Origin of the sequence: Sodaliphilus pleomorphus, from assembly GCF_009676955.1 — a bacterium.
GTDB classification, from domain to species: Bacteria; Bacteroidota; Bacteroidia; order Bacteroidales; family Muribaculaceae; genus Sodaliphilus; species Sodaliphilus pleomorphus.
In genome coordinates, this window is sequence record NZ_CP045696.1 from 2,080,188 (window position 1) to 2,094,410 (window position 14,223).

The 14,223-nt window shown below is 57.5% G+C and carries 17 protein-coding genes; 7 read left to right on the forward strand and 10 right to left on the reverse strand.

From position 1 onward, the window contains the following. Positions 1-25 precede the first annotated feature (25 nt). From GF423_RS08290 to GF423_RS08320, 7 genes are all read left to right on the forward strand, one after another. Positions 26-1,258 carry an S-adenosylmethionine:tRNA ribosyltransferase-isomerase gene (locus GF423_RS08290; RefSeq protein WP_154327902.1) on the forward strand — a complete coding sequence of 411 codons (1,233 nt, stop codon included), beginning with the start codon at positions 26-28 and terminating at the stop codon, positions 1,256-1,258. Positions 1,259-1,379: 121 nt separating this feature from the next. Further along, positions 1,380-1,679: a hypothetical protein gene (locus tag GF423_RS08295; RefSeq protein ID WP_154327903.1), complete on the forward strand. Its 300-nt coding sequence runs from the start codon at positions 1,380-1,382 to the stop codon at positions 1,677-1,679. Continuing rightward, positions 1,679-2,335 (forward strand): hypothetical protein, encoded by a 657-nt coding sequence (locus GF423_RS08300; RefSeq protein WP_154327904.1) that lies wholly within the window; start codon positions 1,679-1,681, stop codon positions 2,333-2,335. Before GF423_RS08295 ends, GF423_RS08300 begins: the two co-directional genes overlap by 1 nt. Before the next feature lie 20 nt (positions 2,336-2,355). Beyond that, a complete protein-coding gene (locus GF423_RS08305; RefSeq protein ID WP_154327905.1) occupies positions 2,356-3,330 on the forward strand; it encodes a polyprenyl synthetase family protein in 975 nt (324 codons plus the stop codon). A 7-nt stretch (positions 3,331-3,337) separates the two neighbouring features. Continuing rightward, positions 3,338-4,150, forward strand: coding sequence for a TatD family hydrolase (locus tag GF423_RS08310; RefSeq protein WP_154327906.1), 813 nt, complete (start codon positions 3,338-3,340; stop codon positions 4,148-4,150). A 34-nt stretch (positions 4,151-4,184) separates the two neighbouring features. Beyond that, positions 4,185-5,264 (forward strand): DUF2027 domain-containing protein, encoded by a 1,080-nt coding sequence (locus GF423_RS08315; RefSeq protein ID WP_154327907.1) that lies wholly within the window; start codon positions 4,185-4,187, stop codon positions 5,262-5,264. A 47-nt stretch (positions 5,265-5,311) separates the two neighbouring features. Further along, positions 5,312-6,082, forward strand: coding sequence for an EFR1 family ferrodoxin (locus GF423_RS08320; protein WP_154327908.1), 771 nt, complete (start codon positions 5,312-5,314; stop codon positions 6,080-6,082). A gap of 92 nt (positions 6,083-6,174) precedes the next feature. Here GF423_RS08320 and GF423_RS08325 read toward each other — a convergent pair whose 3' ends face one another. From GF423_RS08325 to GF423_RS08370, 10 genes are all read right to left on the reverse strand, one after another. Then, complete coding sequence (locus GF423_RS08325; RefSeq protein WP_206113190.1) at positions 6,175-6,678, reverse strand: hypothetical protein; 504 nt, start codon at positions 6,676-6,678, stop codon at positions 6,175-6,177. A 32-nt stretch (positions 6,679-6,710) separates the two neighbouring features. Then, complete coding sequence (locus GF423_RS08330) at positions 6,711-7,070, reverse strand: hypothetical protein (protein ID WP_154327909.1); 360 nt, start codon at positions 7,068-7,070, stop codon at positions 6,711-6,713. A gap of 9 nt (positions 7,071-7,079) precedes the next feature. Beyond that, positions 7,080-7,625, reverse strand: a complete 546-nt coding sequence (locus GF423_RS08335) for an RNA polymerase sigma factor (protein ID WP_154327910.1) — start codon at positions 7,623-7,625, stop codon at positions 7,080-7,082. A 34-nt stretch (positions 7,626-7,659) separates the two neighbouring features. After that, complete coding sequence (locus GF423_RS08340) at positions 7,660-7,914, reverse strand: hypothetical protein (protein WP_154327911.1); 255 nt, start codon at positions 7,912-7,914, stop codon at positions 7,660-7,662. Positions 7,915-8,078: 164 nt separating this feature from the next. Continuing rightward, positions 8,079-8,990: a helix-turn-helix domain-containing protein gene (locus GF423_RS08345; RefSeq protein ID WP_154327912.1), complete on the reverse strand. Its 912-nt coding sequence runs from the start codon at positions 8,988-8,990 to the stop codon at positions 8,079-8,081. Between the two features lie 163 nt (positions 8,991-9,153). After that, the gene (locus GF423_RS08350) at positions 9,154-9,573 is read right to left on the reverse strand and encodes a hypothetical protein (protein WP_154327913.1); all 420 of its coding nucleotides are present in this window, start codon (positions 9,571-9,573) and stop codon (positions 9,154-9,156) included. 337 nt (positions 9,574-9,910) lie between these two features. Beyond that, positions 9,911-11,071, reverse strand: a complete 1,161-nt coding sequence (locus tag GF423_RS08355; protein ID WP_154327914.1) for an HNH endonuclease family protein — start codon at positions 11,069-11,071, stop codon at positions 9,911-9,913. A 174-nt stretch (positions 11,072-11,245) separates the two neighbouring features. Beyond that, positions 11,246-12,373, reverse strand: a complete 1,128-nt coding sequence (locus tag GF423_RS08360) for an adenine-specific methyltransferase EcoRI family protein (protein WP_154327915.1) — start codon at positions 12,371-12,373, stop codon at positions 11,246-11,248. Positions 12,374-12,763: 390 nt separating this feature from the next. Beyond that, positions 12,764-13,363: a hypothetical protein gene (locus GF423_RS08365; RefSeq protein WP_154327916.1), complete on the reverse strand. Its 600-nt coding sequence runs from the start codon at positions 13,361-13,363 to the stop codon at positions 12,764-12,766. Positions 13,364-13,393: 30 nt separating this feature from the next. Further along, on the reverse strand, positions 13,394-14,089 hold the full coding sequence (locus GF423_RS08370; RefSeq protein ID WP_154327917.1) for a hypothetical protein: 696 nt from the start codon (positions 14,087-14,089) through the stop codon (positions 13,394-13,396). Between the last annotated feature and the right edge of the window lie 134 nt (positions 14,090-14,223).

A 14,223-nucleotide genomic window follows, 5' to 3' on the forward strand; every position in this document is an offset into this window, starting at 1 on the left:
AGTATTTATTGTTTTTATTAGAATTATGACACTGAAAGAGAAAGTACAAAATCTGAAGATAACCGACTACAACTATCCCTTGCCCGACGAGCGCATCGCCAAGCACCCCCTGCACGAGCGGGAGCAGTGCAAGCTGCTGGAGTTCACGCCCGCGCAGGGCATGAGCGAGCACCGCTTCTACGAGGTGCCGGCATTGCTGCCACAGGGCACGATGCTTGTCTACAACAACACGCGCGTCATCAACGCCCGCCTGCGTTTCCGCAAGGACACCGGCTCCACAATCGAAATCTTCTGTCTCGAGCCAGTGCTGCCGCGCGACTACGAGCAGATATTCCAGACCACCGGCGCCTGCACCTGGCTGTGCCTGGTGGGCAACAGCAAGCGCTGGAAGCAGGGTGCGCTCTCGCAGGTGGTCGAGGTCGACGGCCGCAAGCTCACACTCACGGCTACGCGCGGCGAGCGTCGCGGCAACTCGTGGGAAATTGCCTTTGCCTGGGATGGCGACCAGGTGACCTTTGCCTCGCTGCTCGATGCCATAGGCGAGATACCCATTCCGCCCTACTTGAACCGCAAGACCGAGCAGAGCGATGCCACCGACTACCAGACGGTGTACAGCCACATCGACGGCAGCGTGGCTGCCCCCACGGCCGGCTTGCACTTCACCAGCGAGGTGCTTGCCGAGTGTGACCGCCGCGGCATTGCACGCCGCGAGCTCACACTGCACGTGGGCGCCGGCACTTTCCAGCCGGTCAAGAGCGAGAACATAGGCGGCCACGAGATGCACTATGAGTTTATCTCGGTGCAGCGCAGCCTGCTCGTCGACCTCATCAATGCCCAGGGCCCCGTTGTGGCCGTGGGCACGACCAGCGTGCGCACGCTCGAGAGCCTCTACTACATAGGGCAGGTGCTCGAGACGCACCCCGATGCCGACGAGGATCAACTCACCGTGACGCAGTGGATGCCCTACGACACCCCCTGCACGATCTCGACCCAGAAGGCGCTGCGCAACATCGTCGACTATCTCGACCGGCATCATGCCGAGTGCTACATGGGCAGCACACAGCTCATGATAGCCCCCGGCTTCAAGTACCGCATCATCGACGGCATGATCACCAATTTTCACCAGCCCCAGAGCACACTGCTGCTGCTCGTGTCGGCCTTTGTGGGCAACGACAACTGGCGCCCCATCTACGACTACGCCCTCGGTCACGGCTTCCGCTTCTTGAGCTACGGCGACGCCTGCCTCTTCTTGAAGTGAAAAGCGCGAGCCCATGTGTGTGCCCCCGACGTGAAAAAACTGTGAAGCGCGCCCTTTTCATTTTGCAATGCGGCCTTTTTGCAGTATTTTTGCATTATTGTTAAATATGTGACCGACCGCAATGAGGAAATTGTTGTTATCTGTCGTGATGATTGCAGCCCTGCTGGGCACAGCGGGATGCAAGAAAACGTCGCCCTACAGCGACGATGCCAAGATGCGTGCCATGAAGGCGGCCTATGAGTTGCTGCACATCGATCCCACCGATACCTTTGCCATGCAGCAGTGCATCGTCAAGGCTGCTGCCGTGCGCAGCCGCTACAAGCTCATGGGCGACACCCTGGCCGTGGCCGACTTCAACCGTGCCTATCAGGCCACGATAGAGAAGAGAAATGCGCGTTTGGCCAAAGATATCTTTAAGTGATGAAACACCATCTTGCCTGCACATGGGTGCTGTTGTGTGTAGTCGCCTTGCTCAGTGCTTGCGGCCCGCGTGAGAAGTCGATGCAGCTGGCCGCCGAGACTGCCGACCGCTTTGTGGCCGCGTGGCACTGCGATGCCCGCAGCGCCAGCGAGGCCGACAGCGTGCTCGAGGCGGGGCTCGCCACCGCGACCGATCCCCATGACTTCATTGCCGCTTTCTTGCAGAACGTGGAGACCCGGGGCAACGACACGGCCACCCTGGCTGCCCAAGTGCTGGTCCTGCCGCCACGCCGCCTGGCCCAGGTTGTGGCACAACCCATCGTGAGGGGACTCTCGGCCGGCACGCTCGACCGCCAGCAGGCGCGCGAGCGCATCGCACTCATCGTGCAGGTGGGCGCCCTCTTGAAGACCCCCCACCAAATCAGGGCCGTGAGCGACGGCCTGCAACAGGCTGTCGACCACCTCGACCTGCGCGCCCAGATGAAGGTGTATGCCGCCAGCAGCACCCCGGCACGGCTGGGCGAGGCGTTGCGCAACGACCGCAATGCTCCCGATGCCGACCTCGGCTTGATCGACAAGCAGGTCGAGGCCCTGCGCTCGATCTACAACGATGGGCAGATGGCCGAGTTCCTCAAAACTTATAATCAGGCAAATTGAAATAACACATACAATACATCATGCTCAGTTTTAATGAATATCGCAATTTGGTGAATGACGCTATCCTGGCCATTCCCTATCCCAAGCAACCCGAGAACCTGTATGAACCCATTCGCTACACGATGGGCATGGGGGGCAAGCGCATCAGGCCCGTGCTCGTGCTCATGGCCTGCGAGGCCATGGGCGGCGATGTGAACAAGGCTGTTGAGCCCGCTGTGGGCCTGGAGCTGTACCACAACTTCACCTTGCTGCACGACGATGTAATGGACAAGGCCGACGTGCGCCGCGGCATGCCCACCGTGCACCGCCGCTGGGGCGACAATGCAGCCATCTTGAGCGGCGACACCATGCTCAGCATGGCCGCCCGCCACATGAGCCACGTCGACGACGACAAGCTGCCTGCAGTGATGCGCCTCTTCAACGACACGGCCATCGAGGTGTGCGAGGGGCAGCAGTACGACATGGACTACGAGCTGCTGGCCAATGTGAGCGTGGCCGACTACATGGAGATGATACGCCTCAAGACCTCGGTGCTGCTGGGCTGTGCCTGCAAGCTGGGCGCCATCGTGGCCGGTACCGGCGAGCAGGATGCCAGCAATCTCTACACCGTGGGTCTCAACCTTGGTCTCGCCTTCCAGCTGCAAGACGACCTGCTCGACGTGTGGGGCGACGAGGCTACCTTCGGCAAGGAGATAGGCGGCGACATCATGAACGGCAAGAAAACTTTCTTGCTGGTCAACGCCCTGGCCATGGCCAGCGACGACCAGCTCGCCGAGCTGCGGCGCTGGCTCAACGACGAGTATGCCGTCAAGCAGGAAAAGGTGGCCGCCGTCACGGCCATCTATGAGCAAATGGGTCTCAAGCAGCTCACCGAGAAAGAAATAGTGGCCTATAGCCAGAAGGCGCTCGAGGCCCTCGACAAGGTGAAAATGCCCGACGAGGCCAAGCAGCAGTTTGCTACGTTTATCCAAGACCTGGTGGGCCGCGACAAGTAAAAAAGCGATGATCGACAGCCACTCGCACATCTACAGCGCCGAGTTTGACGCCGACCGCGACCAGGTAGTGCGCCGGGCCCGGGAGGCTGGTGTGACCCACGTGATACTGCCCAACGAGAACCTGGCGAGCCTGGAGCGCCTTGCTGCCATGCACGAGCGCTGGCCGGGCTATGTGTCGATGACCATAGGCCTGCACCCCGAGGAGATAGGCCCCGACTATGAGCACGAGCTCGAGGCAATGCACCGCAAGCTACTGGCTGCCGCCGCCTGCCGCTATGTGGCCGTGGGCGAGATAGGCATTGACCTGTACTGGGACGCCTCTCGCCGCGACGAGCAGATGCAGGCGCTCGACACGCAGCTGCACTGGTGCAAGGAGGCTGGCATCCCCTTCATCATGCACTGCCGCAAGGGCCTCGACGAGTGCCTGGCCGTGCTCGACAACTTCGGCGAGCCGCTGCCCCGCGGCGTGTTTCACAGCTTCACCGGCACGGCGGCCCAGGTCGAGGCTGTGCGGCGGCGCGGCGACTTTTACTTTGGCGTCAATGGCATTGTCACGTTCAAGAAGAGCGATGTGCCAGCCCTGCTGCCCGTGATAGGCCTCGAGCGCATCTTGCTGGAGACCGACTCACCCTATCTGGCCCCTGTGCCCAAACGCGGCACGCGCAACGAGAGCTGCAATATTCCTCTTGTGGCGGCCTGTGTGGCGCGGCACCTGGGAGTGAGTGTCGACGAGGTGGAGCGCGCGACCGATGCCGGCGTCCGCGATTTGTTTTTCAATCGCCGCGAGGTGCCGCATTACGCTGGCGGCCACGACGATTGACTTTAATTGATTGAAAAGTATATACACACACACTATGGTAAAAGTGAATGATATCGTGCGCTTCCTCAACGATGTGGGAGGCGGCACAGTGACCCGTGTCGACGGCGGCACGGTATATGTGGAAGATGAAGACGGCTTTGAGCGCCCTGTGCCCAGCCGCGAGGTTGTGGTCGTGGACCAGGCCCAGGCCAAGCCCAGTGTCTATGAGCGCCCCATCGAGGTCAAGAGCAAGCTCGTGGAGCCCGATGTGCCTGCCGCGCGACCCAAGAGCGAGGCGCCTGCCGCGCCTGTGGTTGAGACCGAGGAGGGCAACAAACTCAACATCGTGCTGGCCTTTGAGCCCCGCGAAATCAAGCATCTCAACACCACCACCTTCTACAGCGTGCTGGTAAACGACAGCAACTACTTCCTGAGCGTGGCCTACATGAGCCGTGCCGATGGCGACGACGCCTGGCACACACGCTACACCGGCCTGGTGGAGCCCAACATGCAGGTCGACCTCGACGAGTTTGGCTACAACGACCTCAACGACCTCGAGCACGTGGCGCTCGAGTATATCGCCTTCAAGCAGGACAAGGGCTTCAAACTGAAAAACCCGGCTCTGGTCGAGCTGCGTGTCGACGCCACCAAGTTCTACAAGCTGCACAGCTTCCACGCCACCGAGTATTTCGACGACCCGGTCATCCAGCTCGACATCACGCGCAACGACATGCCTGCCCGACCCCTGCGCATCGACAGTAGCGCCCTGGAGCGCGCCATGCGACAGAAGCGTGGTGCCGACGAGCGCCCCCGTTCGCGCCAGGTGCAGCACCACGAGCACAAGAAGGGCGACATCGTCGTGCAAGACCTGCACATTGCCGAGCTGCTCGACAACATCAACGGCCTGTCGAGTGCCGACATGCTCAACTACCAACTCGACAAGTTTCGCGAGGTGATGCGTGCCCACCAGAACCAGCCCGGGCAGAAGATCGTGTTTATTCACGGCAAGGGCGAGGGTGTGTTGCGCCATGCCATCCTCGACGAGCTCAAGCGCAAGTGGCCGCGCTGCACCGCTCAGGACGCCAGCTTCCAGGAGTACGGCTTCGGGGCTACCCAAGTCACGATACACCGGTAGGGCAGGGTAGCAGCAGTGATGTTTTTTTGTCGTTTATAATATAGATTATGATATTTTATTTCACAGGCACAGGCAATAGCGGCCATGTGGCCAGCGAGTTGGGCACCAAGCTCAACGACCGCCTCGTGCCCATGGGCGCCGCCCTGGTCGAGGGCAACACCTGCTATGAGCTGAAGCCCGGCGAGCGTGTGGGCTTCGTTTTTCCCACCTACTGCTGGGGCGTGCCTCCTGTGGTGGCCGATTTCATCGCCCGGCTCGACTTGCAAGGCTATCGCAGCGAGTGCAACTTTGTGTACATGGTCGCCACCTGCGGCGACGATGTGGGTCAGCTTGTCGACATGATGCGCCGCTTGCTTGCCCGCAGGCAGCTTGAGCTGCAGGCCGCCTACAGCGTGTCGATGCCCAACACCTACGTCAACATGCGGGGCTTCGACGTCGACCCCGACCTGGTGCGCGACGCCAAGCTGCATGCTGCCGAGGGGCGCATTGCCGAGCTGGCTCAAAGCATTGCCGAGGGCCGCGTCACTACCGACGTGTGCCGGGGCTCGTGGCCCTGGCTCAAGACCCGCGTGGTGTATCCCTGGTTCAGGCGCCATGCCATGAGCGACAAGAAGTTTCACGTCGAGCCTGGCCGTTGCACCCATTGCGGGGCCTGCGTGAAGAATTGCCCCCTGGGCAACATCACGCTCAACGCCCAGGGCGAGCCCCAGTGGCACGGCCGTTGCACTATGTGCGAGAGTTGCCTGCACCGCTGCCCGGCCCGTGCCATCCAGTACGGCAAGGCCACCCAGGGCAAAGGCCGCTACTATTTCAAGTAGAGTATTTACTGTAAAGACACTTTTCACCCCCTGCCGCGCTCACTTGGGGCAGCAGGGGGTGAAATGTGTCGTGGTGTAGAGGGGTGCAGCGGCTACTTGGTGTTGCACTGCCCTGTGCCTGTGTGATTGGCGCCGAGCCTTCCTTGCCGTCGGCCGCACTGGCGGCCTTTCTTCTGGCCCAGGCGTTTCATCATGCCGCGCTCGAGCTCGTAGACGCGTGCTATCTGCTTCTGGGTGAGGAAGCGGCTGTACTGCTTGTAGTACTTCTCGCGCAGGGCCAGTATCTTCTGGCTGCGCTCAAAGCGGCTGTTGATGGCCTGCTGGGCATCGGCATCGGTTGTGTATTTTCCCTTGCCCCTCATGTGCGGTTTTATGGCCCACATCTCCTTCTGCGCGTTGCAGTAGGTGGCGACAAACTGGGCTGCCGTCTGGTCGTCGAGGGCCAGCTGGCGGGCGATGTAGTGTGCTTGTGCCTCGGCCAGCTGTTCGCGGCTCTTCTTCTGCTGCTGCTGTTGCGAGGCGTTTTGTGCGCTGGCCGAGAGACCCAGCAGTGCGGTCATGAGCACGGTGAGTGCAATTTTCAGGATATTCTTCATTGTGTTGTTTCCTTTCTTTGTGTTACTTGTTGCTATTGATTGAGAAACGGGTCGTCTTGATAGGCATCTACGAGAAATTGCTGGTCGGCGGCATCGAGGTTGTCGAAGGCCTGCTCCACCTGGCCATAGGTGCCTGCCGGCGCGGTTTGCCTGCCAGCGAAGCGGGGCACGAGGAGCAGAATTGCGATTGCCGCGGCTGCCACTGCCGAGAGGGGCACCAGGCGTCTGAACCAGGTGCTGTGCAGCACTCTGGCTTTGGCCTGCCGGGGCTGTGCGGGCGTGCTTGCCTGCACCTCGTGCATCACGCGCTCCTCGAGTTGCTGGAAGAAATCCTGGGGCACCTCATAGGGCATGCGCTTGCCCACCTTGTTGAAATCGAATTGCTCTTTCATGATGACGTCTCAATCGTGTTGGTTCATATATTGCGTTATTTTCTCTTTGGCCACGTGGTAGTTGGCCTTGGCTGCCGCCGCAGTCGAGCCTGTGACCTCGGCAATCTCGGCATAGGAAAGCTCGTCGTAGTACCTGAGGTTGAACGTGACTTGCTGCTTGGCCGGCAACGTGTGTATGGCTTGCTGCAGCTTCACGGCGATGGTGTCGCTGCTGTCGAGCCACTGGTCGGGGGCCGCGAGCGAGAGCACCTGGGCGGTAGCCTCGTCGAGCGACACTGTGGCTCTGCCGGCGCGCCGTGCCAGCAGCCGCAGTGCCTCGCGGGTGGCGATGGTGAACACCCAAGCCGTGAGTGAGCGCTTGGCGTCGTACTGGTCGAACGACTTGTATATCCTCACCAGGGCCTCCTGGGTGGCGTCTTCGGCATCGTCGTGACTGCCCACCAGGCGGCGTGTGTGCCAGTACATGGGCTGCATGTAGGCAGCCACGAGCAGCTTGAAGCCCTGCTGGGGATTCTTGCGCATGGCCTCTACTATTTTCTGGTCGTTGGGTGTCATGACGATGGCTGTGGCTCTTTTGCGGGGTAGTGTGCTACCGGCCCGTGACGGGCTTGACGGCCACGGTGCGGCCGTTCACTTTTTTCACTACGACGGTCTTGCCGCCTTTCTTTTTTATCACGATGGTCTGGACTCGGCAGGGAGCCTTTCTCGCTGGCACGACTCGCACTGGTGGTGCCGGAGGACGGTGGCAGTAGTGGCGCTGGTGCGGGTGTGCTGCGGCCATGCAGCTTGTGGCCAGCAGCAACGTGGCCAGCACGATGCCTTTGATTGCTTTGTTTGCCTTCATTGTTTGTCTGTTTTTGAGTGTTTCACATTGTGTGGCGATTCAGTCGTGAGCTCACCGGCTGTGTCGCGCTTTCTACAATCAATACCCGCCTGGTGGACAAAAGTAAAACTGTGAAGGCAAAAAAAAGCGCGTGTTGATAAAAAATTTTCCCCCCTCCTCCTGTCTCAGTTCTCGCGGTAGGCCTTGGGGGTCATGCCGGTGAGTTTCTTGAAAAAGCGGGAGAAGTGCTGCGGGTACTGAAATCCCAGCTGGTCGGCCACTTGCGTGATGCTTTGGCTCTGGTCGAGCAGCATCTGCTTGCTCAGAGCCAGAATGTGCTGCTGGATGTAGAGCTTGGCCGAGAGGCCGGTCTCCTTGCGTATCATGTCGCCGAAGTAGCCGGGCGAGAGGCAAGCCTTGTCGGCAAAGTAGGCCACCGAGGGCAGCCCGCTTTGCATGGCTGTGCCCTGCTCGAAGTAGTCCTTGATGTTGCGCTCAAAGGCGGCCAGTGTGTCGCTGTTCTCCTTGTGGCGGGTGATGAACTGGCGGTCGTAGAAGCGCTGGCAGTAGTCGAGTATGAGCTTGATGCGGTCGGTGAGTATCGTCTGCGAGTGCTTGTCGACGGGCATTTCCATCTCCTGCGCTATCGAGTGCAGCGTGTCGGTTATCAGGGCGCGCTCGCGCTCGCTCAAGTGGAGCGACTCGGCCGAGTCGTAGTCGAAGAAGTGGTAGGTGGTGATGGCCTTGCCCAGCGGGGTTCCGGCCAGAAGATCGGGGTGGAAAAGCAGTCCCAGGGTGTGAATGGGCGTGCTCAGCTGCTCGTCGGTCATGTCGACACGCACCACCTGTCCCGGGGCGAAGCTCACGATGGTGCCCTCCTGGTAGTCGTAGGTGCGGCGGCCGTAGTGCAACGTGCATTGCAGCCCGTTTTTGAGCCACAGGGCATACACATCGTAGCGGAATGTCGCGTGGTTGACTTGGTGCTTGGCTTGTGCCAGGTCGACCACGCTCACCAGCGGGTGCAGGGTCTCAAAGCCATAGAGCTTGTTGTAGGCGTCGATGTTGTCGATCGCTATCAAGTTGCAGGAGTCGTTCATTGTGTGTCGATTTTCTTGTGTTGTTGCTTTGGTTGCAAAGCTATCTCATTTTCTTGGCTTGTGCAACTGGCGGGCCACTTTTTCCACAATCGGGGGCACAGCTTCCTCAATCGGGGTAGCTGCCAGGCTGCCACCGCATGAATTTCACAAATCTTCCCCATGTTCAGTCAAAGTTTACATCATATTTTATATTTTTATAATCTTTCTCACGCAACCACTGCCAAAAGGTAATGTCTTTGTCTGTCGCATGTATTTGGCGCAGGTTCTTGTGCAGCACCTCTGACAGGGACATTGCATATATGCCTTCTGTGTGGTGCGTGCCATCGGAATCGACACTAATAGGTCTACCAAACTGGTATTCATTGTAGCACACGCGCATTAGGAAGAGCTTGAGGTCGTTGTCTTTTTCTGAGAGAATGAGGTCGCCTTGCGTCGTCCATTTATCCTCTTCCTTGCGCTGCATGTTGTCGAAGAAGATTCTCTCATTTTCTGACACGTAGTGGCCTTTCATCGAGTTGAACAGCTCTATGTCCTCTTGTGGCATAGTCTCATTGGCTATGTCGTCAATGTTTTGATTTTCCATATTTTCTTAAATTTTGATTTTTTGACGTGTAATATTTAACAGGTACTCTCGGATTAAAATCCAGCGGGAATCCATATACGAGAAGGTTGAGCGGATGTTTCTCTTCGACAAGCCGTTCAATGGCCAATCTGGTAATAAGTTTGTCCTCTTTATGTTTCCCTATTACCGCATTGCTTATTGCGACATTACTGTGTTGCGGTATTCCGAGAAGAAGGTAAATAGATCTTATTTAGAAACAAATATAGAAAAAAATTGTGATTATGGCAAGGCGGTTCACCAACAATAAAATCAAACATGCCACACATTCATTGAAATGTGTGGCATGTTTGGGTAGCTATTATCGATTCCCTTTCGCCCTGTTGTGCGTCTTGCAAAGCATCTGACAGTTGCTTATGTCGGTGCTTCCGCCCCGGCTCCATGCCGTTACATGGTCGGCATCCATCTCGGTGAGCTTCCAGATACGGCTGTGGTTAGGGCCGGAGCTCATGGCACAGTAGGGGCAGTTGGAGATGCCTTTTGCCTTTGCCTCCGCCGTCTGCCGCTCATACACGGTCTTGATGGTATGCTTGTCAAAGAGCCGAATATTGAGCAGCTTCGGGTCGGTGCAGCCGCCGAGGACGTACTCGAAGATGCCGCGCTTGTCGTTCACGGCATCGTCCTGCATCAGCTCAGAGACCCGGCGGTCAACCTCGTCGGGGTTGTAGGGCGTGTTGTGGTACTTCTCATAGAGCGTGCCCCACGGCAGTCCTTTCTGCTCGCTGTGGGGCGTTGGGAAGGTGGCACTCACCCAGTCGATGACGCTGTCGAAACAGGTGGTTACGGGCGTTATATCCGCGTCCTGGCGGTGCGCGGCCATATAGCCCTCAGTGTCGCCGTGGCTCGCCCAGTCGAGGGCTGTGGCGAGCACCTCCTGGCGCTTAGGATCGCCCTTCACGTAGGTGCCCCACTTCTGCTGCATCGGGTTCAGGGAGTTGCTGTAGACAGCCTTCAGCGCGGTGACAAACGGACCGCTGTAGATGGCGTTGTACATCTCCTGGTTGTTGAGCGGCACGCCGGCGATGTTGATTATCTTGAACCATTTCTTTATCTCCTCTTCCGTGCCCTCGCAGATGTAGATTGTCAGAGGGGTATCGGAGAACAGCTGCTGCAGCTCCGCGTTGAGCGAGTAATACTTCTGCTCGCGCCCGTCATAGCGCACCGTGAGCTTGTTGGTGAGGAAGCGGCCGAGGGAAGTGATGCGCTGCTGTCCGTCGAGCACCTCAAGCTGCCCGTCGGGACGGCGGTTAAGGTAGATAAGGCCCAGTGGATAGCCGTGCAGCACCGAGTCGATGACCGCCACGTCCTTGCGCCCGTCGTTGTAGATGTAGTTGCGCTGGTACTCCGGCTGGATTATCAGCTGTCCGTTCATGCCGAAGAGTCCCTTGCCCTCCTGCTCGTTGTAGACGAATCCCTTGCAGATGTCGCCGATGGTGATGTCGGTATGCAGTTCTGTATTCATAAATTTTTCGTTTTTTATTTCTCTGACTAATGAATGATGTTTTTCTACGTAGCGTTCAATCCTTCGCTGCTTAGCGTTTAATCTTTTTCTATAGCATTACAACATCGGGAGAGGCCTTTTCGCCCCTTGATTGTTGGCTTTTCACCCCATGAGAACGGCGTTCTAACCCCATGATTAGGGCGTTGTGATCTTCTGAATGAGGATGCGTGCATAAGTGGATTTAAGCTCGCCATCAACCATTATCGCACCACGACGGTTCAAATCGCCAAAGTGCGGAGTATCTTCGGGGGTATATTCCCTTGTCTTAATGCCGTATTCATTACCACGGTCGGTAATTCCTAACAATCGGAACTGCTCCGGGCAATACTTGTCGAGGAAGGAGATGGGCACGCCCATCGGGCCAGTGTAGTCGGAGGGTATGGCATCGGTATAAGGCACCTCTATGGCATCATAGTTGTCGTAGTGCTGGTACTCCTTCCGCAGGCGCAAGTCCTTGTGCCGGCTGAACTTCAGGTTGTCCGCCATCGTCATCAATGGCAACGGCTCGTGGCGCTTGCCCAATTCTATGTTGGTAAACCAACAGCAGTTGCGGAACTTCACAAGCCCGTCATCCTGCAGCACTCCTTCGCCATACTTCTGAGCGTTAGGTGTGGCAAAGAAGGCATTGCCCGCAGTAAAGCCGTTGCCCAGCCAAATCTTATTGTCCTTGAGCAGCGGAAACACCTCCTTGTAGGTTATCGCGTTCATGTTGCCGATGACGGAGAACCGTTTGCCACCGTCGATGATCCATTTCAGGAACTCGCGGAAGAGGGAGAACGGCGGATTGGTGATGATGAAGTCGGCCTCGTTACGCAACTGCGTAATCTCACGCGAGCGGAAGTCGCCGTCGCCGTCAAGGTACTCCCAGCGGAGGTCGTCGATGTCGATGCGGTTGTCGCCATTGATATCACGGTCGAGAACGAAGATACGCCCGTGGGTTTGCCACTTGTCGCGGTCGAACTTCGGGTCCTGCTCGTCCCCGGGGAAAAGTGAGGGCATTACCCCGTACTTTGCCGCCTTTGCGTCAGGAGCGTAGCTCGTGGAGATGAGCTTTTTGATACCAAACAATTGGAAGTTAAGGGCGAAATATCGTGTAAAATTGCTCCATTCCGGGTCGTCGCACGGCATGAGTATCGTCTTGTCGCGGAACACGTCGGGGTCGTAGTCCACATACGCCTGCATCTCATGCTCAATGTCGGGCAGCTGTGTGTAGAACTCATCGTTCTTGGCTGTTTTCGCGTTTCCTAAGTTTTTATTTGCCATCTACCAAGTTATTTAGTTCATAACCATATTGTGATATTTTTCGTCGTGATATTTTTCACAAATATAGTGATATTCCTGTTGCAAGAAAAATCTATTTTGCCTTTACTGCAAATTTCCTGAAAAGTTGACAAAAATGGAGTAAATCGGAAATGGAAAAATTGCTTAGTCCTTTGTTTGTAAATCTTTATCGATTGTTGTGATGTAATAAGGACGCCCTGGCTTGAGGTAGGATCTGTTTTAATCGGGGTAGTGGCGGCATGGCAAGCATCTTCAGGCGCAGCTTGTAGCGCACACTTCCACAAGAGAAACACTGGGGGCAGGCGACTCACGGGTCGCCTGCCCTCAGCTCGATTGGTGTGCCTTGTATGGCTCGTTTTTCCCCTAAGGGCACTACTCGGGCATCTCGTCCCAGTGAATGGGCACGTTGTTGAGCACGAGCAGCCCGGTGTCGTCGTAGCTGGTGCTTATGCCCAGTTGCAGCTGCTTGATGGTGGTGGCCGTCTTCTTGACGTCGGCAAACTCGTTGGTCTCCTTCAGCTGCACTTTCATGTATACGCCCTCGGTCACGTCGTAGGTGTACCACCCTGTGCCCACTTTCATCTTGTAGGCATTGTCGTCCTGGTCGACCATGATGGCCGGATAGCTGCTGTTGCCGCCCAGGCGCAGCTGGGTGAGATTGGCGATCATTTTCACTTTAAACACCAGGGTCACCACGCCATAGTTGGTCGAGGTGCTTTTGCCATAGGCTCCCACGAGCTGCACGTCGACAATCGAGGCGAGCGGGTTGCGCAGTGTGCCGCCGCCCTCGACTGCTGTGACGGTGCCTTTCTTGCCGGCCGCCTGGGCAGTTGCAGCCACGGCTGTCTTGCTCTCGGTGGTGAGTATTTGTTTTGCTTTTTTGATGAGGCCTCCCAGGCCCTGGGCGCTTGCTGGTGCCGCTGCCAGGCTGAGCATGGCGCAGACGGCGATTGCGATACGGTTGAGTTTCATGTCTTGATGATGTTTGTGTGTGATAAAGTTTTATTTCTTGGGTTCTTTGGCCTTGGCCTGCTTGTCGGCTTGCTCGGCCTCCTTGCACAGCGAGGAGTTGCTGTTGGCAATGGTGATCGACTTCATGCTGGCCATCTTCTCGGCCTCCCAGGGTTCGATGCTCAGGTTGAGTTTTAGCGTGATGCTGTCGCCCTTCTTCACCACCGTGTTGCCTATGGCCCCAGGATGGAGCGCGATAATGCCGCGGGGGTGGAAGGCGTTGCCCTCGGCGTCGGTCACCACATAGCGCAGCTCATAGAAGCGCATGGCGCCTTTGCCGGGCACGTGTCCCCAGTCGTCGAGCAGCACGGCAGCGGTCTCCATCCTCACAGTGCCCCCTGACGTGACGGTGGTCACGGTGAGCGGTTGCGAGAGTTGCAGCGGCACGTCTTGGGCCACGTGGGCTGGCACTTGCTTGCCCGTGAGCAGCTGGCCGACTTGGGCAATTTTATCCTTGATTTCCTTTTGCTTTGCAGCCCACTGGGTGAGCTGCTCTTTCATTTTAGACTCATCGTCTTTGGCCTGGTACAGGCCGCTCTTCAGGCTCTCTTCGGCCTCCTCTTGCTCGATGACCAGGCCGGGGAGCTCTCCCAGCGGCCCGCTGGCGGGCACGTGCTTGCTCTCGCACGCCACGAGTGCGGCCAGGGCCAGTAGCCACACCGTTGTAGTAGTAAGGGTTGTTTTCATGCTGTTTTGGTAGTATAATTTTGGGTGAGTAAGTGCGAGTGTCGTGTTGCGGTTGCAAAAGTAAAAGCCGTAGCCACTCACCCGCAAGAGCAAGTGGTCAATTGTATCGGTTGGAACTCAGTTTTTTATCGATT

Excerpts from the sequence above, each read along its gene's own strand:
- GF423_RS08315 (WP_154327907.1), top strand. The coding sequence starts at position 4,185 with ATGGTAAAAGTGAATGATATCGTGCGCTTCCTCAACGATGTGGGAGGC.
- GF423_RS08300 (WP_154327904.1), top strand. The coding sequence starts at position 1,679 with ATGAAACACCATCTTGCCTGCACATGGGTGCTGTTGTGTGTAGTCGCC.
- GF423_RS08350 (WP_154327913.1), bottom strand. The coding sequence starts at position 9,573 with ATGGAAAATCAAAACATTGACGACATAGCCAATGAGACTATGCCACAA.
- GF423_RS08305 (WP_154327905.1), top strand. The coding sequence starts at position 2,356 with ATGCTCAGTTTTAATGAATATCGCAATTTGGTGAATGACGCTATCCTG.
- GF423_RS08365 (WP_154327916.1), bottom strand. The coding sequence starts at position 13,363 with ATGAAACTCAACCGTATCGCAATCGCCGTCTGCGCCATGCTCAGCCTG.
- GF423_RS08360 (WP_154327915.1), bottom strand. The coding sequence starts at position 12,373 with ATGGCAAATAAAAACTTAGGAAACGCGAAAACAGCCAAGAACGATGAG.
- GF423_RS08335 (WP_154327910.1), bottom strand. The coding sequence starts at position 7,625 with ATGACACCCAACGACCAGAAAATAGTAGAGGCCATGCGCAAGAATCCC.
- GF423_RS08345 (WP_154327912.1), bottom strand. The coding sequence starts at position 8,990 with ATGAACGACTCCTGCAACTTGATAGCGATCGACAACATCGACGCCTAC.
- GF423_RS08310 (WP_154327906.1), top strand. The coding sequence starts at position 3,338 with ATGATCGACAGCCACTCGCACATCTACAGCGCCGAGTTTGACGCCGAC.
- GF423_RS08355 (WP_154327914.1), bottom strand. The coding sequence starts at position 11,071 with ATGAATACAGAACTGCATACCGACATCACCATCGGCGACATCTGCAAG.
- GF423_RS08370 (WP_154327917.1), bottom strand. The coding sequence starts at position 14,089 with ATGAAAACAACCCTTACTACTACAACGGTGTGGCTACTGGCCCTGGCC.
- GF423_RS08330 (WP_154327909.1), bottom strand. The coding sequence starts at position 7,070 with ATGAAAGAGCAATTCGATTTCAACAAGGTGGGCAAGCGCATGCCCTAT.
- GF423_RS08290 (WP_154327902.1), top strand. The coding sequence starts at position 26 with ATGACACTGAAAGAGAAAGTACAAAATCTGAAGATAACCGACTACAAC.
- GF423_RS08295 (WP_154327903.1), top strand. The coding sequence starts at position 1,380 with ATGAGGAAATTGTTGTTATCTGTCGTGATGATTGCAGCCCTGCTGGGC.
- GF423_RS08340 (WP_154327911.1), bottom strand. The coding sequence starts at position 7,914 with ATGAAGGCAAACAAAGCAATCAAAGGCATCGTGCTGGCCACGTTGCTG.
- GF423_RS08325 (WP_206113190.1), bottom strand. The coding sequence starts at position 6,678 with ATGAAGAATATCCTGAAAATTGCACTCACCGTGCTCATGACCGCACTG.
- GF423_RS08320 (WP_154327908.1), top strand. The coding sequence starts at position 5,312 with ATGATATTTTATTTCACAGGCACAGGCAATAGCGGCCATGTGGCCAGC.